At 65.3% G+C, this 22,832-nt stretch carries 24 protein-coding genes; 21 read left to right on the top strand and 3 right to left on the bottom strand.

Annotated features, from left to right (window positions below):
- Nucleotides 1–38 precede the first annotated feature (38 nt).
- A complete protein-coding gene (locus ACO055_RS17135) occupies nt 39–1,169 on the bottom strand; it encodes a DUF3667 domain-containing protein (RefSeq protein WP_422060049.1) in 1,131 nt (376 codons plus the stop codon).
- Nucleotides 1,170–1,248: 79 nt separating this feature from the next.
- Between ACO055_RS17135 and ACO055_RS17130 the strand changes: the two genes are divergently transcribed.
- The 10 genes from ACO055_RS17130 to ACO055_RS17085 all read left to right on the top strand — a co-directional run bounded on the left by ACO055_RS17130 (nt 1,249) and on the right by ACO055_RS17085 (nt 8,962).
- The gene (locus tag ACO055_RS17130; protein ID WP_422060048.1) at nt 1,249–2,532 is read left to right on the top strand and encodes a glutamate-5-semialdehyde dehydrogenase; all 1,284 of its coding nucleotides are present in this window, start codon (nt 1,249–1,251) and stop codon (nt 2,530–2,532) included.
- Nucleotides 2,529–2,876, top strand: coding sequence for a hypothetical protein (locus tag ACO055_RS17125; protein WP_422060047.1), 348 nt, complete (start codon nt 2,529–2,531; stop codon nt 2,874–2,876). Before ACO055_RS17130 ends, ACO055_RS17125 begins: the two co-directional genes overlap by 4 nt.
- Nucleotides 2,873–3,526: a nicotinate-nucleotide adenylyltransferase gene (locus ACO055_RS17120; protein WP_422060046.1), complete on the top strand. Its 654-nt coding sequence runs from the start codon at nt 2,873–2,875 to the stop codon at nt 3,524–3,526. Before ACO055_RS17125 ends, ACO055_RS17120 begins: the two co-directional genes overlap by 4 nt.
- Nucleotides 3,523–3,921, top strand: a complete 399-nt coding sequence (rsfS, locus tag ACO055_RS17115; RefSeq protein ID WP_422060045.1) for a ribosome silencing factor — start codon at nt 3,523–3,525, stop codon at nt 3,919–3,921. The genes ACO055_RS17120 and rsfS overlap by 4 nt, the downstream gene beginning before the upstream one ends.
- Before the next feature lie 77 nt (nt 3,922–3,998).
- Complete coding sequence (locus tag ACO055_RS17110; RefSeq protein WP_422062489.1) at nt 3,999–4,427, top strand: 23S rRNA (pseudouridine(1915)-N(3))-methyltransferase RlmH; 429 nt, start codon at nt 3,999–4,001, stop codon at nt 4,425–4,427.
- A complete protein-coding gene (locus ACO055_RS17105; protein ID WP_422060044.1) occupies nt 4,424–5,638 on the top strand; it encodes a murein hydrolase activator EnvC family protein in 1,215 nt (404 codons plus the stop codon). The genes ACO055_RS17110 and ACO055_RS17105 overlap by 4 nt, the downstream gene beginning before the upstream one ends.
- Nucleotides 5,639–5,758: 120 nt before the next feature.
- Complete coding sequence (locus ACO055_RS17100) at nt 5,759–7,159, top strand: S41 family peptidase (RefSeq protein ID WP_422060043.1); 1,401 nt, start codon at nt 5,759–5,761, stop codon at nt 7,157–7,159.
- A gap of 111 nt (nt 7,160–7,270) precedes the next feature.
- Entirely contained in the window at nt 7,271–7,753 is a 483-nt protein-coding gene (locus ACO055_RS17095) for a disulfide bond formation protein B (RefSeq protein ID WP_422060042.1), read from the top strand.
- Complete coding sequence (locus ACO055_RS17090; RefSeq protein WP_422060041.1) at nt 7,750–8,268, top strand: demethoxyubiquinone hydroxylase family protein; 519 nt, start codon at nt 7,750–7,752, stop codon at nt 8,266–8,268. Before ACO055_RS17095 ends, ACO055_RS17090 begins: the two co-directional genes overlap by 4 nt.
- 85 nt (nt 8,269–8,353) lie before the next feature.
- Nucleotides 8,354–8,962: a hypothetical protein gene (locus ACO055_RS17085; RefSeq protein ID WP_422060040.1), complete on the top strand. Its 609-nt coding sequence runs from the start codon at nt 8,354–8,356 to the stop codon at nt 8,960–8,962.
- 118 nt (nt 8,963–9,080) lie between these two features.
- On the opposite strand, the gene ACO055_RS17080 is transcribed toward ACO055_RS17085, so the two are convergent.
- Nucleotides 9,081–11,015: a prolyl oligopeptidase family serine peptidase gene (locus ACO055_RS17080; RefSeq protein ID WP_422060038.1), complete on the bottom strand. Its 1,935-nt coding sequence runs from the start codon at nt 11,013–11,015 to the stop codon at nt 9,081–9,083.
- Between the two features lie 298 nt (nt 11,016–11,313).
- On the opposite strand from ACO055_RS17080, the gene ACO055_RS17075 reads away from it, so the two are divergent.
- The 7 genes from ACO055_RS17075 to rplQ all read left to right on the top strand — a co-directional run bounded on the left by ACO055_RS17075 (nt 11,314) and on the right by rplQ (nt 16,866).
- Nucleotides 11,314–11,712, top strand: a complete 399-nt coding sequence (locus ACO055_RS17075; RefSeq protein ID WP_422060037.1) for a hypothetical protein — start codon at nt 11,314–11,316, stop codon at nt 11,710–11,712.
- 136 nt (nt 11,713–11,848) lie between these two features.
- Nucleotides 11,849–13,192, top strand: coding sequence for a TldD/PmbA family protein (locus tag ACO055_RS17070; protein WP_422060036.1), 1,344 nt, complete (start codon nt 11,849–11,851; stop codon nt 13,190–13,192).
- Nucleotides 13,193–13,198: 6 nt separating this feature from the next.
- Entirely contained in the window at nt 13,199–13,990 is a 792-nt protein-coding gene (locus ACO055_RS17065) for an inositol monophosphatase family protein (RefSeq protein ID WP_422060035.1), read from the top strand.
- A gap of 298 nt (nt 13,991–14,288) precedes the next feature.
- Nucleotides 14,289–14,657 (top strand): 30S ribosomal protein S13, encoded by a 369-nt coding sequence (gene rpsM / locus ACO055_RS17060; protein WP_422060034.1) that lies wholly within the window; start codon nt 14,289–14,291, stop codon nt 14,655–14,657.
- A 76-nt stretch (nt 14,658–14,733) separates the two neighbouring features.
- Nucleotides 14,734–15,123 (top strand): 30S ribosomal protein S11, encoded by a 390-nt coding sequence (gene rpsK / locus ACO055_RS17055; protein ID WP_003040416.1) that lies wholly within the window; start codon nt 14,734–14,736, stop codon nt 15,121–15,123.
- Nucleotides 15,124–15,223: 100 nt separating this feature from the next.
- Nucleotides 15,224–16,282, top strand: coding sequence for a DNA-directed RNA polymerase subunit alpha (locus tag ACO055_RS17050; RefSeq protein WP_422060033.1), 1,059 nt, complete (start codon nt 15,224–15,226; stop codon nt 16,280–16,282).
- A gap of 164 nt (nt 16,283–16,446) precedes the next feature.
- The gene (gene rplQ / locus ACO055_RS17045) at nt 16,447–16,866 is read left to right on the top strand and encodes a 50S ribosomal protein L17 (RefSeq protein ID WP_422060032.1); all 420 of its coding nucleotides are present in this window, start codon (nt 16,447–16,449) and stop codon (nt 16,864–16,866) included.
- Between the two features lie 85 nt (nt 16,867–16,951).
- Here rplQ and ACO055_RS17040 read toward each other — a convergent pair whose 3' ends face one another.
- The gene (locus tag ACO055_RS17040; protein WP_422060031.1) at nt 16,952–17,608 is read right to left on the bottom strand and encodes a PEPxxWA-CTERM sorting domain-containing protein; all 657 of its coding nucleotides are present in this window, start codon (nt 17,606–17,608) and stop codon (nt 16,952–16,954) included.
- A gap of 463 nt (nt 17,609–18,071) precedes the next feature.
- On the opposite strand from ACO055_RS17040, the gene ACO055_RS17035 reads away from it, so the two are divergent.
- The 4 genes from ACO055_RS17035 to ACO055_RS17020 all read left to right on the top strand — a co-directional run bounded on the left by ACO055_RS17035 (nt 18,072) and on the right by ACO055_RS17020 (nt 22,812).
- On the top strand, nt 18,072–20,225 hold the full coding sequence (locus ACO055_RS17035; protein WP_422060030.1) for a prolyl oligopeptidase family serine peptidase: 2,154 nt from the start codon (nt 18,072–18,074) through the stop codon (nt 20,223–20,225).
- On the top strand, nt 20,201–21,322 hold the full coding sequence (locus ACO055_RS17030; RefSeq protein WP_422060028.1) for a hypothetical protein: 1,122 nt from the start codon (nt 20,201–20,203) through the stop codon (nt 21,320–21,322). The genes ACO055_RS17035 and ACO055_RS17030 overlap by 25 nt, the downstream gene beginning before the upstream one ends.
- A gap of 1 nt (nt 21,323) precedes the next feature.
- Nucleotides 21,324–21,812, top strand: a complete 489-nt coding sequence (locus tag ACO055_RS17025) for a GAF domain-containing protein (protein WP_422060027.1) — start codon at nt 21,324–21,326, stop codon at nt 21,810–21,812.
- Nucleotides 21,813–21,939: 127 nt separating this feature from the next.
- Nucleotides 21,940–22,812 (top strand): glycine zipper 2TM domain-containing protein, encoded by an 873-nt coding sequence (locus ACO055_RS17020; RefSeq protein ID WP_422060026.1) that lies wholly within the window; start codon nt 21,940–21,942, stop codon nt 22,810–22,812.
- Nucleotides 22,813–22,832: the final 20 nt, after the last annotated feature.

The raw sequence follows: 22,832 nt of genomic DNA, 5'->3' as shown, positions 1-22,832 counted from the left end.
TTGTTACAGCTTGGCGCCCTACGGGCCCTAACTCGACGCTAGCCGCTTGCCCCCAGCGCGAGGAGCAGAAGCATGAACATGATCACCGAAAACAGGCTGAACAGGAGAAGCAGGCTCGTCCGCACCAGCGACCCTATCCGCGACGAGCGATAGGCACCGCGCAGCTGTCGATACATATGGAACGGCACATAGATCATCGCGAAGAAGGTCGCGACGCCGCCGAAAATCGTCAGGTTGAGCAATCGCACCGCCACGAACAGCAACAGCATGAAGCTGATCGAATAGGTGACAAAGACGAAATGGTCATAAGTGTGGAACCGTCGGCTGAACGGATAGAGCAGCCACATGAACGGCAGCGACAGCGGGATCAGCGCCCATGCGAACTTATACGCGTTCGCCTGCAATTTATACAGGATCAGCGCCGGGTTCGCGAAGGCCTTTTCCAGACCATGGTCGATGAACGGCACGCCGATATTGACCTTGTTCCGCGAAATGAAATCGGCGCCGGTCATCACCTGATCCTTCGGATCCTCCAGCACCGGTAGGCCGGCGGCGCGCTCCGCGTCGCGCTCGGTCTTGCTGCGGCTGCGCGAGACGCCGAGATAATCGGCGCTCTTCTGCAACGTCTTGCGCTCGCTCTGCAGCTCCTCGCGCTTGGCGTCGGGCAGGTCCTTTTTGGCAAGCTCGGCATCGACCCGGTCGACCTCGTCCTGTATGCTGTCCTTGATCGACGCCGTCCGCGTCTGCTCGGCGGCCGCCTTGTTCAGCTCCTCGCTCAGACCGCCGCTGCCGACGGTCGCCAGAACGGCATAGGTCAGGAACACCGCGAACAGAAACAGCGCGAGCGGCGAAATGAAGCTCGCGCGCTCGCCGTGGATATAGCGGCGCGTCAAATCCCCCGGCCGCCACGCGAGCATCGGCAAGGTGTTCCACAGCTTGCCCTCGAAATGGAAGATCGCGTGGACAAGGTCGTGCCCGATCGCGCCGAAGCTGCGGTGGATGTCGACTCGCTGGCCGCACCGGTGGCAGTGCGATCCAACGAGGCTGGTGCCGCAATTGAGGCAGCGCCCGCTGCCATTTCCGCCCGTGCCGCCGTGCCTGGGCTCGACGGCCGAACCCGCCAGCCCCGCCGTAATTGCCGCCCCGATGCTTTCGATATCCCCACTCATGACGACCTGCCTAATGGGCCGCGCGGCGCCGCGCAACGGGGCTTTCGAGAGTCACGCGAAACGTGATAGTGGCGGCGCCATGAACGCCGAAGTTCTCTCCTCGCCGCGCCTGACCGACGCCGATGCGCTGATCGCGGACATGGGCGCGCGGGCGCGCGCTGCCGCGAAGCAGCTTGCCGTAGCGTCGACTGCCGCGAAGGCTGCCGCGCTGAAATCCGCGGCGGGCCAGTTGCGTGCGCAAGCGGCGGCAATATTGGACGCCAACGCGCTCGATATGGAGGCCGGCCACGAAGGCGGTCTGACCGCGGCAATGCTCGACCGGTTGCGGCTCGACGAAGACCGGCTCAGCGCGATTGCCGACGCGGTCGATGCCGTTGCGAAGCTGGCCGATCCGGTCGGACAGGAAATCGACCATGCTGTGCGTCCGAACGGCATGGCACTCAGCCGCATCCGCGTCCCGCTCGGCGTCGTCGGCATCATCTATGAAAGCCGCCCCAATGTGACGGCGGACGCCGCGGCGCTCGGGCTGATGTCGGGCAATGCCGTCATCCTGCGTGGCGGCAGCGAAGCCGTGCGCTCGAACCGCGCGATCCACGCCGCTTTCGCGGCCGGGCTTGTCACAAGCGGCCTGCCCGCCGATGCCGTCCAGCTGGTCCCGACGCAGGACCGTGCCGCGGTCGGGGCGCTGCTTCGCGCGCAAGGGCTGATCGACATCATCATTCCGCGCGGCGGCAAAGGGCTGGTCGCGCGCGTGCAGGACGAGGCGCGCGTCCCCGTGCTCGCGCACCTCGACGGGATCAACCATCTCTATATCGACGGAGCCGCCGACCCCGACAAAGCGGTCGGCCTGGCGGTCAATGCCAAGATGCGGCGCACGGGCGTCTGCGGCGCGACCGAGACGATCCTGATCGACCGCGCCTACGCCGCCCCACTCGCCATTATCGACGCGCTGATCGCCGCCGGTTGCGAGGTGCGCGGCGACACGGACATTGCCGCGCTGAGCCCGCATGTCACCCCGGCGAGCACAAACGACTGGGACTGCGAATATCTCGACGCGATCGTCTCGATCGCGCTGGTCGACAGCCTGACCGGCGCGCTCGCGCATATCGATGCGCATTCGAGCCGTCACACCGACGCGATCGTGACCGAGGACAAGGCCGCCGCCGAACGCTTCCTCGCCGAAGTCGACAGCGCGATCGTCATGCACAATGCCTCGACGCAGTTCGCCGACGGCGGCGAATTCGGCCTCGGCGCCGAAATCGGCATCGCGACAGGCCGGCTGCACGCGCGCGGTCCGGTCGCGCTGGAGGGACTCACGACATATAAGTGGTTGGTGCGCGGCGCCGGGCAGGTTCGGCCTTGAGCGATCCCGTTCGTTTGTGGCGGCCGGTCGGGCCCGAAGAATTGATGCTCATCGCTGGCAGCGGCATGCGCGAGTTCCCGCCGCGATTGCCGGAACAGCCCATTTTCTACCCCGTCACGACGTTCGAATATGCCGTCAAAATTGCACGCGACTGGAATGTCCCCGCATCGGGGTCCGGTTTTGTGACCGAGTTCGACGTCGCCGCTCAATATCTTGCCAGCCATAAGGTCGAACAGGCGGGCGGGCGCGAGCATGAGGAATATTGGATTCCGTCCGCAGAACTGCCCCAATTTAACAATGCCATTCTTGGCCATATCCGCGTGGTGAAATCATTCCCCGAATGATCCGCACCGGCCTCCTCGGCGGCAGTTTCAATCCTGCGCATGGCGGGCATCGCGCGATCAGCCTCGACGCGATCGACGCGCTCGGGCTCGAAGAGCTGTGGTGGCTGGTGTCGCCGGGCAATCCGCTGAAGCCCGCGAAGGGAATGGCATCACTTCCCGCGCGGCTCGCCTCGGCGCAACGTATGGCGCGGCGCTCGCCGATCCGCGCGACGGGAATCGAGGCGGAACTCGGGACACGCTACACCGTCGATACGCTGAAAAAGCTCGCCCGGCGCTACCCCAATCGGCAGTTTATCTGGATCATGGGGGCAGACAATCTGGTCCAGTTGCCCCAATGGCGCGACTGGCGGGGAATTTCGCGACTCATGCCGATTGCGGTTATCGCCCGTCCGGGCTATAGTGGCCGGACCCACGCGGCGAAGGCGATGGGTTGGCTTCGGCGCTTCGTCCGGCCCGCGGACCAGAAACTTCACTGGACGGACTGGAGACCGCCTGCCCTCGTGTTCCTGCGTTTTTCGCCCGATGTGCGATCCGCAACTGCAATACGGCAGGCCAACCCCCGCTGGTTCGAACGCTATGCAGGCCGCGCCTTGCGCGACCCGCTGACGCATTCGCGCCTTGTCGACGATGAAAGGAATGAAACCACTTGATAGCCGCCAGTAAGGATGCCGCGCCGGGCGCCGCTCCTACCAATGACAGCGTGGACGCCCTCCACGCGCTGATCCTCCACCAACTGGACGAGGATCAGGCCCAGGAAACCATTTCCATCCCGCTTGCCGGCAAAAGCAGCATCGCCGATCATATGGTGATCGCGAGCGGCCGGTCGACGCGCCACGTCTCGGCGATCGCCGACAAGCTGGCACAGCGTATCAAGCAGGAAGCGGGCCGCAGCGTCCGCGTCGAAGGCCTGCCCAACGCCGACTGGGTGCTGATCGACGCCGGCGATGTCATCGTCCACCTGTTCCGCCCCGAGGTTCGCAGCTTCTATAACCTCGAGCGCATGTGGTCGTTCGGCGACGCACCGCCGGTTGCCGCGATAAATTGACGCGTTTGATCTGTTCGGCCTAAAGCCCGAACAGAAGCGGCACCAGCCCGCTTTCACCGAAGGTGAGCGAAACCGTCATGTTGCTGCACATCATCGCGCGCGGGCGCATCGGGCGCGGGCCCGAGGCCGAGCTGGTCGAGCGCTATATGAAGCGCGTGACCTGGGCGCAGAAGATTTCGGAGCTTCCCGATACGGGCGGGCGCTGGCCTGCCGCGGCGGAGAACAGCCGCACCATCCTGCTCGATGAGGGCGGCGAGCAGCTTTCCTCGCTCGAATTCGCAAAATTGCTGGAAAAGTGGCGCGACGGCGGGGTGCGCGAGGCGCGCTTTTGCCTCGGCGCGGCCGATGGCTTCACCCCCGAAGAACGCGAAGGCGCCGACAAGGTCGTGGCGTTCGGCCGCGCGACGTGGCCGCATCTGATGGCACGCGCCATGCTCGCCGAACAATTGTGGCGCGCGACGAGCATCGTCGCGAACCACCCCTATCATCGCGAGGGACGGCAATGAGGCGCTGGGCCGCCGCGCTGGCGCTGGGCCTCGCCATGGCGGGCGGCGCCTATGCCGCCGCGCAAAGCGACGCCTTCGACCCCGAGGCGATCGCAAATCGCGAACGCGCGCAATTGCTGGCGGCCAAGAAACAATCGGCCAATGCGATGGCGCGCAGTGCCGCGCTCGAATCGCAGGCCACCGCCGCGCGCGACGAGGCCGACCGGCTCAAGAAACGCAGCGCAGCGCTGGCTGCCCGCATCCAGTCGGCCGAGGCCGACATCAACGCGGGCGAAGCACGCGTCGCGCTCGTGACGCGCCGGTTAAAAGTTCAGGAAGCACGGCTCGCCGAACAACAGCAGCCGCTGCTCGAACTGACCGCGGCGCTGCAACAGCTCAGTCGCCAGCCGCCGGTCAGCGTCCTGGCCCAGCCCGGTTCGCTCACCGATATGGTCCATGCCCGCGCCGTGATCGACGCCGCGATGCCGGTGATCGCCAAGCGTACCGCGGGGGTGCGGCGCGAACTCGGCCAACTTCGCGCGACGCGCCAGCAACAGGCGGCCGCGCTTCAGGCGCTCGCGTCGAGCAAGACGCAACTCGCGCAGCGCCGCGACGCGCTTACCCGCCTCGAGAACGAAGGCCGCCTGCGCTCGCGCGAGCTGATGAGCAGCGCACAACTTGAATCCGACCGTGCCGTCGGACTGGGCGAAAAAGCCCGCGATATCGTCGATCTGATGGACACGCTCGAGGCCGATGGCGCGACGCGCGGCGAACTGGGGCAGCTCGCGGGTCCGGTCCAGCGCCCGCGCGATCCGACGAGCGCGGCGATGGAGGCAGCTGCGCCGGCGCCGGCCGAGGCCGAACTCGCGCGCGGCGCCTATCGCCTGCCCGTCGTCGGGCGCATCGTGGCGGGGCTCGGCGAAGTCAACGACAGCGGCGTGCGGTCGCGCGGCATCACCATCGCCGCGCGCCCCGGCGGCCAGGTCGTCGCGCCCGCGCCCGGCCGGGTCAGCTTCGCCGGCGATTATCGCGGCTATGGCAAGATCTTGATCATCGACCATGGCGGCGGCTGGATCTCGCTCGTCACCGGCCTGATCGGACTGTCGGTCGGTGTGGGCGACACGCTCGACGCCGGAACGCCGATCGGCAGGGCCGGCTCCGATGACAGCCGCATCACCGTCGAGCTGCGCCGTGCGGGACGCCCGGTCGATATCGCGCAGATGCTGGGTTAATCGCTCGTTTGTACGCTGCCCCGTATCGGGATGTTCGACTTGACGCCCCCAGATTTCCATAGGACGATGGCGCGCCGGGGATTATAAGGCAGGTTCGTCCTGCGCGAGTGAAAGATGACCATGACCGAATCGACCAAGACCCTTCCATCCCCCAGGCGCCGCTTCGCGCTGTGGCAGGGTGCCGCCGCGCTTTCGACGCTGGCGCTCGTCCCGCTCGCCACCGGCGCGATGGCTACCGTCGATGCATCGACGCAAGAAGAGATCTCGCGCTTCATGGACGTCTTCCTCGAGGTGAAATCCAACTATGTCGAACCCGTCAGCGACGACAAGCTGATCGAAGGTGCGATCAACGGCATGCTCGCCAGCCTCGACCCGCATTCGGGCTATCTCGATGCGCGCGACTATTCGAACCTGCGCACCCAGACCGACGGCGAATACGGCGGCCTCGGCCTGTCGGTGACGATGGAGGATGGCGTCGTCAAAGTGATCACGCCGACCGCCGACACGCCGGCCGACCGCGCGGGCATCAAGGCCGGCGACTATATCACGCACATCAACAAGGAGCTGATCTTCGGCCTGTCGCTCGACGAAGCGGTCGAACAGATGCGCGGCCGTCCGGGCACCCAGATCGAGATCACGGTCGTGCGCGAAGGGCAGGACAAACCGATCGAAATGACGCTGACCCGCGAAGTCATCGACGTGAAGCCGGTGAAATGGGAAGTGAAGGATGACGTCGGCGTGCTGACGATCACCAGCTTCTCCGCCGACGCGACCCGCGACCTCAAGTCCGCGATGGTTTCGGTCGAAAAATCGCTCGGTCACAAGGCCCGCGGCTGGGTCCTCGACCTGCGCTCGAACCCCGGCGGGCTGCTCGACGAAGCCGTCGGGGTCAGCGACCTGTTCCTCGAACGCGGCGAGATCGTTTCGCAGCGGGGCCGCAAGAAGGGCGATATCGAACGCTATTTTGCCGAGACCGGCGACATGGCGGGCGGCGCACCGGTGATCGTCCTGATCGACGCCGGCTCGGCGTCAGCCTCCGAAATCGTCGCCGGCGCGTTGCAGGACCAGCATCGCGCGGTGATCATGGGCGAACGCAGCTTCGGCAAGGGGTCGGTGCAGACCGTGCTCCCGCTGACCGACACCACGGCGCTGCGCCTTACCACGGCGCGCTATTACACGCCTTCGGGCCGCAGCGTGCAGGAAGGCGGGATCGAACCCGACATCCGCGTGCCGCAATTGTCGGACCCCGACTACAAGGATCGCCCGCGCTTCCGCGAGAGCGACCTTCGCCGCCACCTGATCAACGAGAAGAAGGTCGACAACAGCCTGCTCGAAAAGGACGAAAAGGACGATCCGCGCTTCACCGCGAGCGCCGCCGACCTGAAGGCCAAGGGCATCGAGGATTATCAGCTATATTATGCGTTGCAGACGATCGGGCGGATCAGCCCGACCACGCCGCGCATGGCGCAGGGCAGCAAGCCAGCCGTCAAGCCGGCCGCAAAGCCCACCGCGCGCAACTGACAATTCCCTTATCCGTCATCCCGGCGAAGGGCGGGATCTTGCCGATGCAGTATGATGCAAGGTCGAGATCCCGCCCTTCGCCGGGATGACGATATTTCAAGGTAGGTTTCGATGCTTCAATCCCGCCTCGCCGCGCCGTTCGTCGCGCTCGCCGCGCCGCTGCTCCTTTACGGCGGCGCTCTGGTCTCGCAGTTCGGATTCGGGCTGCATCCGTGCGAAATGTGTTACTGGCAGCGCTGGCCGCACCAGGCGGCGATCGTCCTCGCGCTGCTCGCGCTGCTGCTAAACCGCAACGACCGCGCGCTGCGTGGCCTGACGCTGCTCGCCGCGATCGCGATCGCGATCAGCGGCGTCATCGGGATTTTCCACGCCGGCGTCGAATATCATTTCTGGGAAGGGCTGACGACGTGCAGCACGACGCAGAGCGGCCCGATCTCGCTCGACCAGATCATGGCGACCCCGATCATCCGCTGCGATGTGCCGCAGTGGGAGCTGTTCGGCATCTCGCTCGCCGGCTTCAACGCGATCTTCTCGCTCGCCGCCGCCGCGCTCGTCTTGACCTTGCTGCGCCGTCGGCCCACATCCGGAGCATGAGCAAGCCGGACAAGAATGCTTCGATGATCCGCGTCGATCAGGCGGGCGAATATGGGGCGACGCGCATCTATGCCGGCCAGCTCGCGGTGATGGGCGACCGCCATCCGATGGCGCGCGAGATTGCGCATATGGCAGAGCAGGAAGAGCGCCACCGCAAATTCTTCGACGCGATGGTCGCGCAGCGCGGCGTCCGCCCGACCGCTCTGCAGCCTTTGTGGAACGTCGCCGGCTTCGCGCTCGGTGCAGTGACCGCCGCCATGGGACCGCGCGCCGCGATGGCCTGCACCGCCGCGGTCGAGACCGAGATCGACCGGCATTACCGGCATCAGATCGAGGCGCTCGGCGACAGCGACCCCGAACTCAGCGCTGCGGTCGAGGATTTCCGCGCCGAGGAGTTGGAGCATAAGGAAGCCGCGCTTGCTGCCGGCGCCGAAAGTGCGCCGGGCTATCCGCTGCTCAGCATTGCGATCCGCGCCGGCTGCCGTGCAGCCATCGCCCTTTCAAAACGTATCTGATACGGTCCAGCGCGACCCGATCCGTTCAGGACGGATGCAGACAAGGGCTGTCATGCCGCCCGCAAACAGGATGAAGGATAATTTGATGACCCGCCTGCCGCTCGCCGCGCTTTTCCTTGCCAGCAGCTTCGCCGCGCTGCCCGCCGCCGCGCAGGATGCCGACACCTCGGCCGCCGAAAAGATCAACCAAGTCATCGTCTATGGCGACGACAAGTGCGAACAGTCGAGCCCCGACGAAATCGTCGTCTGTAACCGCATGCCCGAACAGGATCGTTATCGCGTTCCGCAGATCTTCCGCGGCGGCGACCCGCTCGACCCGCGCAACCAGGCCTGGCTGAACCGCGTCACCGCGATGGAGCGCGTCGGCCGCTTCGGCACCGACAGCTGCTCGCCGGTCGGGCTCGGCGGCTTCACGGGCTGTACGCAGCAGCTCGTCTCGGGCGCGAAGGCCGAATCGCAGGCCGCCGACAAGACCGACTGGCAAGCGAAGATCGCCGACGAGCGCGCCAAGCGCCTTGCGGGCATCGATGCGGCGGCGGAGAATGTCGAAGCCGCGGTAGTCGCCGAGGAAAAGGCGCTCGCCGAACGGCAAAAGGCGGCCGAGGAGCTGGAGCGCCAGGCCAGCGGCCGGGCGCCTGCGCCCGTAACGCCCGATGCCGACGCGGGCGAACTGCCGATACCGCCAAAGAATTGAGCGCTATTCAAAATAGCATGTGTCCCCGCGGAGGCGGGGACCCATCTCCTGCGCGTTCGAAATCGCGCCATCCGGTGATGGGCCCCTGCCTTCGCAGGGGCACAGCTGTTTCCTGGTTCTAGTTCAGCAGATACTGCTTCCAGAACAGCAGCGACGCCCAGAAATTATAATCGACATTTTCCTTCTTCGCGAAGCCATGCCCTTCGTTCGTGCCGACAAGGTGCCAGGCCGTCCCGCCATTCTTGCGCACGGCCGCGACGATCTGATCGGCCTCTGACGCGGGCACGCGCGGATCGTTCGCGCCGGTGACGACGAACAGCGGTTTCTTGATGTCGGCGACGCGCGTGAGCGGCGAGATTTCCATCAGCTTCTTGCGTTGGACCGGATCGCGTTCGTCGCCATATTCGACGCGGCGCAGGTCGCGGCGATATTCCTGCGTGTTTTCGAGGAAGGTCACGAAGTTCGAGATCGCAACGACGCACAGGTTCGCGCGCAGCTTGTCGGCATAATGCGTGGCTGCCGCATAGCACATATAGCCGCCATAGCTGCCGCCGGTCAGGCCAAAGCGCGTCGCGTCGAGCGCCTTGTCCTTCGCGAACTGGTCGAGGAACGCGCCCATGTCCTTGACGCTGTCCTCGCGCTTGAACGGACCATTGTCGAGGCTGACGAAGGTCTTGCCATAGCCGGTCGAGCCGCGGACGTTCGGATAGAAGACCGCGATCCCCAGTTCGTTGATCAGATAATTGCTGCGACCCAGGAAGCCGGGACGCGACTGGCCTTCCGGCCCGCCATGGACGTTCATGATCAGCGGCCGCTTGCCGGGGAATTTCGCCGGGTCGGGACGATAGAGAAAGCCCGATACCTCCAACCCGTCGAAGCTCTTCACTTTCACCAGCTCGGGTTCGACATTCTTCAGCGGATCGAGCCCGCCGGTCTCGCTCTGCGTCCAGCGCGTGACCTTCAGCGTCTTCGGATCGACACTATAGACGTCGGCCGCGCTGCGTGCCGAAGTGAAACTGATCCCGATCTCGCCCCACGGCGCGACGCTCACGCCGCCGATGATCCCCGCGGGCAGATCGACGGTGCGCACCGCGCCGCTCGTGGGATCGAGGAGCCGCAGCTTGCTCATCCCCGCCTCGTTGACGGCATAGGCAATGAAACTGCCGTCGTCAGCGATATCGAACGTCTCGACATCCCATTTTTCGGCAGGTCCCTTTGCGGTGAACTTGCCCGTCGCGGGATCGAGCGTGCCGAGCCGCTGAAAGTCCGATCCTTCGTCGCTGGTCATCCAGATCGTGCCGTCGGGCGCAAATTCGGCGCCGCCCTGCGCCACCATCTTCTTGTGGTCGCCGATCGGGGTCATCGCGCCGGTGGCGAGGTCGAGCCGGAACAGGTCGGCCTTTTGCACCGATACATATTGCGAGACCAGCGCCCAGCTCTTGTCGGGGGCGAAATCGTTGATCGCCCAGCCGCCGCCCGCAACCTGGGCGATCATCCTGTTGGACGCGGGATCGCGCGGGTTCATCGCATAAATGTCGCTGTCGCGGCCATTGCGGCGCGTCGAGGTATAGGCGAGCAGCGTGCCGTCCTTGCTCCATGCGTTGAAGCCGTTTCGGCTCTTGCCGTCGGTCAACAGCTCGAGCCGACCGTCCTTCAGCGCATAAATCTGATAGAATTCATTGCCGCCAATATCCTTCTGCACGAGCATGATGTCGGCGCTCTTTGGCGACCATGCGCCCGATCCCACCGGCTCGGCCTCAAACGTCAATTGCTGACGCGCGCCCATCGGCGTCGCGACGCGGTGGATCTGCGTCGTGTTGGCGAAGCGCGTCGAAATCAGCATCGACTTGTCGACCGGATTCCAGCCGACAAAGCCCGCGCCGCGATTTTCCATATAGGGCCGCGTCGTGGCGGGAAGGTCGGCAGGCACGTCGGGAAGGCCGTCGGCGACCAGCGCGGCGGGCTTGGGTTCGACCGCAGGCTTCGCGCTGTCCTGCGCGAATGCGGGCGCGAGCGGAAGGGCCAGGGCGGCCAGAGTGGCGAGATAGCGCATCGATGATTTCCCCAGATTGCTTGCAGCAGAGTGACTGGGGTTAGACGCTATCAACACCGGCTTTGGATGCAAGTCGACCAACGACATGCCGCGCTCGACAATCGGACGCTTGGGAGCCGCAAAACGGGCAGATACCGCCATTGTTAAACCAATTTGGGCGCCCTGACCCAATTTCGTTTCGATTCCGGGATGAATCGAACGCAAAAATTAACGAATCGATGTCAGAGTGTCTTGACTTGGGAATTTTTGGGGCAAAACGTGCGGTTTCTGGGAATCGCCGGCCGGGGAGGCTGAAAACATGGCATCAACGTTCGAAGCGCGCCTCTGGCGCCGATCGACTACAAGCGTGCCCGCGGCACGCAGCCTCGGTCGCCGGATGACCTGGCACGCTGCCGCAGCGCTGCTCGCTTTTGCCGCTCTCCAGATCTGGCTCGTGATGAGCGCCGTCGCCGCCGGGGCGCCATCGGCGCTGATCATCATCGCTCTTGTCATGCTGCTCGCGCTCGCGCTGCCTGCTGCGCGCATGACCGAACGCCGCTGGTATCACCTCAGCCGCCAGGCGCTCGCCAGCCGCGGCCTGCACACCCGCTTCCGCCGCGACCTTCGCCGTCTGTGGATCGCCGCGTTGACCCTGCCCTTCCTGTGGGTCAGCGGCGCGATGGCAGCGACCGACGCGATCGCGGCGATCACGACCTAATCCACTTTCGCATCCCGGACTTGATCCGGGATCCCTTCCAACCTCGCTTCAGTGGACCCCGGATCAGGTCCGGGGTGACGAGGGGGGTGTCGCTTTAGATTTTGACGCTTCGTCGCGCGCCGTATAGGGCGCGCGCATGCTGACCGTTGCCGAAGCCCTTCATCGCGCACAGATGCTGTGCGACGCCGCGACAAAAGCCGGCGCCGACGCCGCCGACGCGCTCTATTATTGCAATGCCGCCACGTCGGTCTCGATGCGCCTCGGTGCGCTCGAAGACGTCGAGCGCTCCGAGGGCCAGGATATTTCGCTCCGCGTCTTCGTCGGGCAGCGCAGCGCCAGCGTCTCGACGGCCGACATGGACGCAGGCGAGCTGGCAAAGCTGGTCGATCGCTGCGTTGCGATGGCGCGCGAGGCGCCCGAGGATCCCTACGCGGGCCTCGCTCCAGCAGACCGGCTGTTCCACGGCGCCATACCCGACTTCGACCTCGACGACGGCAGCGAAGCCGATCCGCAGGCGCTGCGCGGAGCGGCGTTGGCGGTCGAAGAAGCCGCGCGCGCGGTCGCCGGCGTGACCAATAGCGAAGGCGGCAGCGCGAGCCACAGCCGCACGCGCTTTGCACTCGTCACGAGCCATGGCTTCGCGGGCGGGTATGGCGCGAGCGGGCACAGCCTGTCGGCCAGCGTGATCGCTGGCGAAGGCGCGAACATGCAGCGCGACTATGGTTGGCACAGCGCCCATTATCTGTCCGACCTCGAAAGCGTCGATGCGATCGGCACGCGCGCGGGCACGCGCGCTGTCGCGCGTCTCAACCCCGGCAAGGCTCCGGCCGGCAAGCTGCCCATGATCCTCGACCCGCGGGTCGGGAGCGGTATCGTCGGCCACCTTCTGAGCGCGATCGCCGGCCCCGCCATCGCGCGCGGCACCAGCTTTCTGCTGGGCAAGGAGGATCGGGCGCTGTTCGACAGCAGCATCGTGATCCGCGACGATCCGCACCGCCTGCGCGGCCTGCGCAGCCGCGCCTTCGACGGCGAGGGCCTGCCGACCGCAGCGCGCGATATCGTCGTCGATGGCAAGATCACCGGCTGGCTGCTCGATACCGCGTCGGCGAAACAGCTTGGGCTCGAACCGACCGGGCATGCGAGCCGCGGCGGCGGCGCATCGGGGGTCAGCGCGAGCAATCTCCATCTCGCTGCCGGCACACTCACGCCCGAAGCGTTGATGGCCGACATCAAGGAAGGCATTTATGTCACCGAACTGATCGGCCAGGGCGTCAACCCGGTGACCGGCGACTATAGCCGTGGCGCGTCGGGCTTTGTCATTCGCGACGGCCAGATCGCCGGCCCGATCGCCGAATTCACCGTCGCGAGCAATCTCGTTGACATGTTCGCGGCGCTGATCCCCGCGAACGACCTCGAATTCCGCCACGGCACCAACGTGCCCACCCTGCGCATCGACGGCATGACCGTCGCCAGTGGATAAACGCCGATGCCGGGTCGCAACCTCGAAGCCGTGATCGCTGCCACCCGCGAGGTCGGCGACATGGCGATGGCGCGCTGGCGCGGCGAAGGCAAAGCCGTCGACGTCTGGAACAAGTCGCACGACAATCCGGTCAGCGACGTCGACCTCGCGGTCGATGCGCGGCTGAAGGCGGTGCTGGGCGCGATGGTGCCGGAGGCCGGCTGGCTCTCCGAGGAAACCGCCGACAACCCCGACCGGCTGTCGTGCCGCGCGATGTGGTGCGTCGATCCGATCGACGGCACCCGCGACTTCATCCGCGGCCGCCCCGGCTGGTGCGTATCGGTCGCGCTCGTCGTCGATGGCCAGCCCGAACTCGGCGTGCTCTATGCGCCCGCGCTCGACGAATTGTGGGTCGCTCAAAGGGGCAAGGGCGCGGTGCTCAATGGCGAAACGCTGCGCGCGAGCCGCCGCATGATCTTCGACGGATCGCGCGTCCCCGCCGACAGCCTGCCCAAGGTCGACCGCGACCTCATCATCGTGACCAAGCCGAACAGCATTGCGCTGCGCATGGCCCTGGTCGCCGACGACCGCGCCGATCTGGTCGCGACGTTGCGCTGGGGCTTCGAGTGGGATGTGGCGGCCGCGGCGCTGATCGCGACCGAGGCCGGGGCGGTAGTGACCGACGCGTTTGGCGCGCCGCTCGTCTTCAATACGCCGCGTGCGCAGGCCTTTGGCGTCATCGCGTGCGCCCCGGGAATCCACCGGGCCGTCGTCAGCCGCTTGCACGACCGCGCGGTCGCGTTGACAGCGGATCCTTGATCGCATCAGCCCGCTCCCCCACCCGGCCACCCACAGGGTAAACGGGTTCGGGAGGCTGGGTGGTGGAGCGGGCGGGCGCCGATCATTTCCGCACAGCGGAAACCGGATGGCAGCGCCGCAATCCGCCGCAGTCCGCTTGACTTTCAAGCCGACTCACCTTACTTGCGCCTCCATTCCGACAGCCTGACCGGACGGCGAAGCGCATACGCGCATTCGTGGTCCGTTTTTTGCGTTGGAAATCAGACGCTTTGAGATGGAGTCGATTGCCAGCGACTCTGTGGAGCAGGAGAAAGAATAAATGGCACGTATTGCGGGCGTCAATCTGCCCACCAACAAGCGCGTTATCATTGCGCTCACCTACATCCACGGCATCGGTCGCAAGACCGCCGTCGACATCGCCACCAAGCTGGGCATCGACCAGTCGCGTCGCGTACAGGACCTCAGCGACGCCGAAGTTCTGCAGATCCGTGAAACGATCGACGCCGACCTGACCGTCGAAGGCGATCTTCGCCGCACCACGGCGATGAACATCAAGCGCCTGATGGACCTCGCCTGCTATCGTGGTCTGCGTCATCGCAAGGGCCTTCCCGTCCGCGGCCAGCGCACGCACACCAATGCGCGCACCCGCAAGGGCAAGGCGAAGCCGATCGCCGGCAAGAAGAAGTAAGCCGGTTTTTCGCGCCGGCGGCCGCCTTCTGGCTGCGCCCCGGCCCGCTTTACGGATTTAGGTAGGATACAGCATAATGGCTCGTGAACCGCAGCGCCTTCGTCGGCGCGAACGCAAAAACATCTCGTCGGGTGTGGCTCATGTCAACGCGACCTTCAACAACACCATGATCACCATCACCGACGCACAGGGCAACGCGATTGCCTGGTCGAGCGCCGGCATGATGGGCTTCAAGGGCAGCCGCAAGTCGACCCCGTATGCAGCGCAGGTTTGCGCCGAAGACGCGGGCAAGAAGGCGGCCGAACATGGCGTCCGCACGCTCGAGGTCGAGGTCAAGGGCCCCGGCGCCGGTCGTGAATCGGCTCTGCGCGCGCTGCAGGCCGTCGGGTTCCACATCACGTCGATCCGCGACGTGACGCCGATCCCGCACAATGGTGTCCGCCCGGCCAAGCGCCGCCGCGTCTGACGCCTCTACGGGCGCACCCCGCCGGGGTGCTGCCCGAACCAAATCTCTCGCAGGACGGCGGTCGACCCCCGCCCATCCCGCCCAAAGCAAAGGGAAGTCTATGACTGTCAATATCCGGAACTGGCAGGAATTGAAGAAGCCCAGCAACCTGGAAATCAAGGCTGGCAGCGACGGCAAGCGCAAGGCGACCTTCGTCGCCGAGCCGCTCGAGCGGGGCTTCGGCCTGACGCTCGGCAATGCGCTGCGCCGCGTTCTCCTGTCGTCGCTCCAGGGCGCGGCGATCACGTCGATCAAGATCGAGAACGTGCTGCACGAATTTTCGAGCCTGGCCGGCGTGCGCGAAGATGTCACCGACATCGTCCTCAACGTGAAGCAGATCGCGCTCAAAATGGAAGGCGAAGGCCCGAAGCGGCTCCAGCTTTCGGCCACCGGTCCCACGACCGTCAAGGCCGGCGACATCATGGTTTCTGGCGACATCAAGGTGATGAACCCGGGCCATGTCATCTGCCACCTCGACGAGGGTGCGACGCTGAACATGGAACTCGTTGCCGACACCGGCAAGGGTTACGTCCCCGCGACCGCGAACCGCCCGGCCGACGCGCCGATCGGTCTGATCCCGGTCGACTCGCTTTTCTCGCCTGTCCGCCAGGTCGCCTATAAGGTCGACAATGCGCGTATCGGTCAGGAACTGGACTTCGACAAGCTGAGCCTGACCGTCGAAACCGACGGCACGGTCACCCCGGAAGACGCCGTGGCCTATGCCGCGCGCATCCTCCAGGACCAGCTGCAGGTCTTCGTCCACTTCGAAGAAGCGATGAACGACAGCGGCATGATCGGCATGGCGGCCTCGCCGACCACCGCCGACGAGTCGGACGTCAACCAGCTCAACCGCTTCCTTCTCAAGAAGGTCGACGAGCTCGAACTGTCGGTCCGCAGCGCGAATTGCCTCAAGAACGACAACATCATCTACATCGGCGATCTGGTCCAGAAGACCGAAGCCGAAATGCTCCGCACGCCGAACTTCGGCCGCAAATCCTTGAACGAAATCAAGGAAGTGCTGTCGTCGATGGGCCTGCGCCTGGGCATGGATATCCCCGGCTGGCCGCCGGAGAATATCGAGGAAATGGCCAAGAAGCTCGAACAGGAACTTCTCGGCTAAAAAGCACGTCGCCCCCGCGAAGGCGGGGGCCGCTTGCAACCTTGCGCTACGCCTCCAGCGGCCCCCGCCTTCGCGGTGGCGACGGGACAGGGAAAGGGCTCCCCCTCAAGCGGGCCTGGTCTGGGCTACCTCACACGGGCTCTTAACGAACGAAGGACAGTATCATGCGTCATAAATCGGGTGGCCGTAAGCTTCAGCGCACCAGCGCGCATCGCATCGCGATGTTCCGCAACATGTCGGCCTCGCTCATCAAGCATGAGCAGATCACCACCACCGTCGCCAAGGCGAAGGAACTGCGTCCTTACATCGAAAAGCTGGTCACGCTCGCCAAGCGCGGCGGCCTTGCCAATCGCCGTCTCGCGCAGAGCCGCCTGCTCGACGAAACGCAGCTCAAGAAGCTGTTCGACGTCATCGCAGAACGCTACAAGGACCGCAACGGCGGCTACACCCGCGTCATCAAGGCCGGCATCCGCGCTTCGGACGCCGCGCCGATCGCGATCATCGAATTCGTCGACCGCGACGTGGACGCCAAGGGCCAGGATTCGGGTCCGGTGTACACCGACGAGGAACTGGAAGCCGCGTAACCCGCGCTTTCAGCGACACGCAAAAAAGGGCGGCGTCCACATCGGACGCCGCCCTTTTTGTGTCAGGCGACAGGCGATATCGCGATCAGGCGTAGGAAACGCTGACCGTTGCCTTGCGGCGATTGGCGCGCATCGCACCGCCGACAAAGCCGAAGCCCGCGAGCATCAGCGCCCAGGTCGCCGGCTCGGGAACCGCCGAGGTCACATCGGCGCGGATGATCATGTCGTCATAATCCTTGTCCGGATCGGTCTTCTCATCGTCATAGCCGAAATAGAAGGTCGAAACGCCGGTTCCGCTCGTCTGGTTACCCGCCAGGAAAATCCCGAACCCGCTCTGCCCCACGGTCGCCGACTTGCCGCCGACAGCCGAGAAATTCAGCAGGCCGGCCAGGCTGCCGGCGCTGAAGCTCCGGCTTCCGAGCAGGATCGGCGCACCGAAATTATTCTGGAAGTTGCTGGACTCGGTCGACGCCAGCACCGGCGACGAAACGGTCGAGAAAGTGTCGTTGAACGAGCTTTCCGATCCCATCAGATAGAAGGTGATGATCGAGTTCGCATCGAGAACGATCGACACGCCGGTCGAGTCATATTTGGTCAGCCCCAGTCCCGCGAGCTGCGTCTTGAAATTATTGCCGTCCGAAATGGTCGTCTTGCTGTCAAAGCTGACGATCGCTGCTGCCTGCGCCGCCGCGGGTGCTGCCAAAGCCGACAGAAGCGCAAGCGCGGTTAACGATTTCTTCATACCCATATTCCCCCAACACAGCATCGCATCTCATCGATAGCTCTCGATTCGCGGGCTAGCAGCGGTTGGCGGGCAAAAAAAGCACCCACAAAAACCTGTCCCGCTGTGACACATGGTTAAGTTTTCTGTTAACTCGCAATGCCCGGTTGCGCCCTGACTTCGCCCCGATCGCCCCGCGCTGCCCCGGCGACTGGCTTGACTTCATGTCGGAAATCGCGGCCGTCATGTCCCGACGCTCGCCGCGTGGGCGATGTTACGGCGGTTAAGGGATGGACAAGTGCCCGACCCCGGCCCGCGCGCCTGCGCGAGCGGGCTGACGCTCGTCGAATTCGCTGGCGACTTCGACGAACGGGGCATCGTCACCACGCAGAGCGGACCGTAACCGCAAATCCCTTGCCCGTGCCTGTACGATGCTTAGATTGGAACGCACGAATATTACCGAACCAATGAGGATCGCCTTGCCATGTCCCGCAATAACCTGTCGGCGCCGCTCGCGCTGGCCGCACTGATGATGATTCCCACTGCCGCGCAGGCGACCGATGCAGCCGGAACGGCGGCCCCCGCGCCCGCGCTCGCCTATCCCGTAACGGAGCGGGGCAATACGGTCGATCCGCAGTTCGGCGTCGACGTCGCCGATCCCTATCGCTGGCTTGAGGATGATGTCCGCGTCAATCCGAAGGTCGCCGCCTGGGTCGCGGAGCAGAACAAGGTCACCGACGCCTATCTGGCAACCCTGCCCGGCCGCGACGCCTTTAGGAAGCGGATGACCGAGCTTTATAATTACGAGCGCTTCGGTCTGCCGACGAAGGCGGGGACGCGCTATTTCTATACGCGCAACGACGGGCTTCAGCCGCAGGCCGTGCTCTATGTCCGCGAGGGGCTGAAGGGCGAGGGTCGTATTCTGATCGATCCGAACACATGGGCCAAGGACGGCGCGACCGCGCTTGGCGAATGGAACCCCTCGGAGGATGGCAAGCACCTCCTCTATTCGGTGCAGGACGGCGGCACCGACTGGCGTATCGTCCGGGTAAAGGATGTCGCGACGGGTCAGGATACCAGCGACGAGATACGCTGGGTCAAATTCTCGTCGCTCGACTGGGCCAAGGACGGCAGCGGCTTTTACTATTCGCGCTTTCCGCAGCCGGCCGAGGGGGCGGCCTTCCAGTCGCTCAACGAAAATCACGCGGTCTATTTCCACAAGCTCGGCACGCCGCAGAGCGCCGACACGCTGATCCACGCGACCCCCGACAAGCCCAAGCTCAACCACGCTGCCGTTGTTACCGACGACGGCAAATATCTGCTCGTCGTGTCGTCCGAGGGTACCGACGAACGCTTCGGCCTGACGCTGCACCCGGTGAAGGGTGGCAAGCCGGTCGTGCTGGTCGATGATTATGCGAACAACTGGGAATATGTGACCAACGAAGGCTCGCGCTTTACCTTTGTCACCAACAAGGGCGCGCCGCGCCAGCGCATCGTGTCGTTCGACATCAAAAAGCCCGCCACGCTGACCGAAGTCGTCGGCGAGAGCGAAGCGACGCTCGTCGGCGCCTCGCGCGTCGGCAATCGCATCATCCTGTCCTATCTGGGCGATGCCAAGTCGGAAGCGCGGATGGTCGCGCTCGACGGCAAGCCGATCGCAAACATCAAGCTTGCCGACATCGGCTCGGCGACGGGTTTTGGCGGCAAGTCTGCGGACCCCGAAACCTTCTACAGCTTTGCAAGCTATGCGACCCCGACGACGATCTACCGCCTCGACACCGTGACCGGGAAGAGCGAGATTTTCGCGCAGCCGAAGCTTACGTTCGATCCCAGGCAATTCTCGGTCGAACAGCGGTTCTTCAAATCGAAGGACGGCACCGAAGTGCCGATGTTCGTCGTGATGAAAAAAGGGCTCGACCGCAGCAAGGGCTCGCCGACGCTGTTGTACGGCTATGGCGGCTTCAACCTGTCGCAGGTTCCCGGCTTTTCGCCGACCAAACTCGCCTGGGTGGACAAGGGCGGCATCCTCGCGGTCGCAAACATTCGCGGCGGCGGCGAATATGGCAAGGCGTGGCACGACGCCGGCCGCCTCGACAAGAAACAGAACGTGTTCGACGACTTCATCGCGGCGGGCGAATATCTGATCGCCGAAGGCATCACCGGCAAGGGCCAGCTGGCGATCGAGGGCGGATCGAACGGCGGGCTGCTCGTCGGCGCAGTGACCAACCAGCGCCCAGATCTCTTCGCCGCGGCGCTGCCCGCGGTCGGCGTGATGGACATGCTGCGCTTCGACCGTTTCACCGCGGGTCGATATTGGGTCGACGATTATGGCTATCCGTCGAAGGAAGGCGATTTCAGGACGCTGCTCGCTTACTCGCCCTATCACAACATCCACGGCGGCAAGGCCTATCCCGCGGTGCTGGTGACGACCGCCGACACCGACGACCGCGTCGTGCCGGGGCACAGCTTCAAATATACCGCCGAACTGCAGCACGCCGATGTCGGCGCGAAACCGCACCTGATCCGCATCGAAACGCGCGCCGGCCATGGTTCGGGCAAGCCGACCGACAAGATCATCGCCGAAGCCGCCGACAAATATGCCTTTGCCGCCAAATGGACCGGCCTCAGCGTCAAATAGGCCGCTGGCTCTGGATCGCTGCCGCCGCCCTGTTCGGGCTGGCGGCGGCGGTCTGGGCGATGCTGCCTGACGGAGGGGCCGGCCGCGTCGAACGGCGCGCCGATTGCTACGCGCCGACCGCGATGCCGCCGGTCGAGACGCTGGCGGATGGACGCCGCGCAGTGCGCCTGCGCGTCCTGCTGTGGAATGTCGAAGGACTGCCCTGGCCGATCCGGACGGGCCGCGATCGCAAACTCGCGAAAATCGCCAACTGGATCTCTGAACGGCGGAACGCGGGGCTCGGCCCCGATATCCTGATCCTGCACAAGGCTTTCACGCCCGCCGCCTCCGACATTGCCGTCGCGGGCGGCTTTGCTTCGATCGTGCCCGGCCCGGCGCTCGGCCAGAAACGGCGCCTACCCGCCGCTCCGCCGCCTCCCGACTATGCCGACCGCGCGCATGGGTGGAAGGGCGAGACGATCGGCAAATGGCTCGACGGCGGCCTCTACGTGGCGACGAGCCTGCCCGTGCTCGCATCGAAAAGCGAAGCCTTCGGACAAGATAGCTGCGCCGGCTATGACTGTCTGTCGAACAAGGGCGCAATCGCGCTACGCATCGCCATCCCCGGCGCGCCCGAACCGCTCATACTCTTCAACACGCACCGCAATTCGCGCGAACCGGCCAAGGTCGCGATCGCGCGCGCCGAGGCGGCGCATGTCCTGCAAACGCAAGAGAATGACGCGATGCTCGCCGAATTCGCTGCGGAGAGTTCGGCGATGATCGCGGCGGGAGATTTCAACAATTATCGCGCCGGCGACCGGACCGGGCGGTTCGCCAGCGACCCCGGATTCCGCCTGGCGGGCAAAGGCGCCGGATACGCGGGCCGCCCCGCACCGATGACCGACGCAAAAGCCTGGCACGATGCCTATGACCTCCTCGGCTATCGCAGCGGCGGCGCGCTCCGCGTCGAACCGCTCGCCGTCGCGACCTTGTTCGACGGCAAAAATGGCCCTCGCCTTTCGGACCATGACGCCCAATATGTAATCTTTCGGATCAGCTGGCCGACGGGCGCCAGGCCGATGCCGATCCCGCTGCCGCCTTGCTTCGACAGGAAATGACATGTCCTACGCTCTCGCCTTCTCCGCCACCGCGCCCGCCGAACTCTGGGCCGAAGCCGGCGCCGCTGCCGAAGCGCTCGTCGCGGGCGAGCCCGACGGCATTGCGAACATGGCCAACCTCGCCGCGCTGATCTGGCAGGCCATCCCCGACCTCAACTGGGCGGGTTTCTATCGCTTCGACGGCACCGAACTCGTCCTCGGCCCGTTCCAGGGCAAGGCGGCGTGCATCCGCATCCCGCTGGGCAAAGGCGTATGCGGCGCCGCCGCGGTCTTCCGCGAGACGCAGCGGGTCGAAGACGTCCATGCCTTCCCCGGCCACATCGCCTGCGATGCCGACAGCCGTAGCGAGCTCGTCGTCCCGATTGTCGTCGGCGACCGCCTGGTCGGCGTCCTCGACCTCGACAGCCCGCTGCCCGGCCGCTTCACCACCGAAGACCAGGCGGGCGCCGAAGCGCTTGTCGCGCGCGTTGCCGCGACGCTGGCGGGCTGACCCAAATTGGGACGCGATTCTCACGGTTAACGGATTCGCGAGAATCGGATCGATTTGCTAACAAACTGTTAACCAATCGCAAGCCGCCATAACATTTGGCGGCCTGCGGGGTAACAGGGAGTTAATCATGCGCACCATCCTGCTTCTCGGCGTTGCTGCGGGAACGATCTTGCTGGCAGGCCGGGCATCGAGCGCGGAAATGCCCGCTCCGTCGGCGCCGACCGAGCTCGGCGGCAGCGCGTCCTTCGGCCACGATCCGCAGCCGACGCTCGATTATGGCACGCCCGCGGCGCCCGACGTGCGCGTCTACACCGGCTCGCCCGATCGCGTGCCGAGCGAAGTCGACTATCGCAATGTGAACGGCACTTATGATGCCGAGGGCCGCTGGACCGGCACCTGGAACGGCACCTACGAAGCTCCCGACGGCCGCCGCTACGACGGCACATACGAGGGTTCGGTCGAAGGCACGGGCGCAGGCTACCCGCCGCCGCCGCAATATGATCCGCGTTATGGCGGCCCTGACCCGCGCGAGGCCGATATGGCGCGCCGCTGCGGTCATGGCGGCCAGGTCGGCGGCGCAGTGATCGGCGGAGTCGTGGGGGGCATCGTCGGAAACCGCGTCGCCGGCCATGGCGACCGCACCGCGGGCACGCTGATCGGAGGCGGTGTCGGCGCGCTCGCCGGATCGGCCATCGGCGACAGCGCCGACAAGAAGAAATGCGACGACTGGTGGGCGAGCCGCGGCGGCCATCACCGCGGCGGCTATTATGGCGCCGGCTACCCCGGCACGACGGTCTATCAGCAGGGCGGCTACAGCTCGGGCTATGGATATGGCTATTATTCGCCGGGCGTTGTCGTCGTCACGACGATCACCACGCCGGTCGTGACCGAAAGGGTCGAGACGAGCACCCGGACCTATTACGAGAATGCCCCGACGCGGAAGCGCTACGTCGCCAAGAAGAAATGGAAGCCGCGGCCCAAGGTCCGCTGCGCCTGCTGATACACCCGGACAGGTCTGGT

Source organism: Sphingopyxis sp., assembly GCF_965227415.1.
Taxonomy (GTDB): domain Bacteria; phylum Pseudomonadota; class Alphaproteobacteria; order Sphingomonadales; family Sphingomonadaceae; genus Sphingopyxis.
Note: the sequence above shows the minus strand (reverse complement) of the source record. Positions and strands in the feature narration are given on the sequence as shown.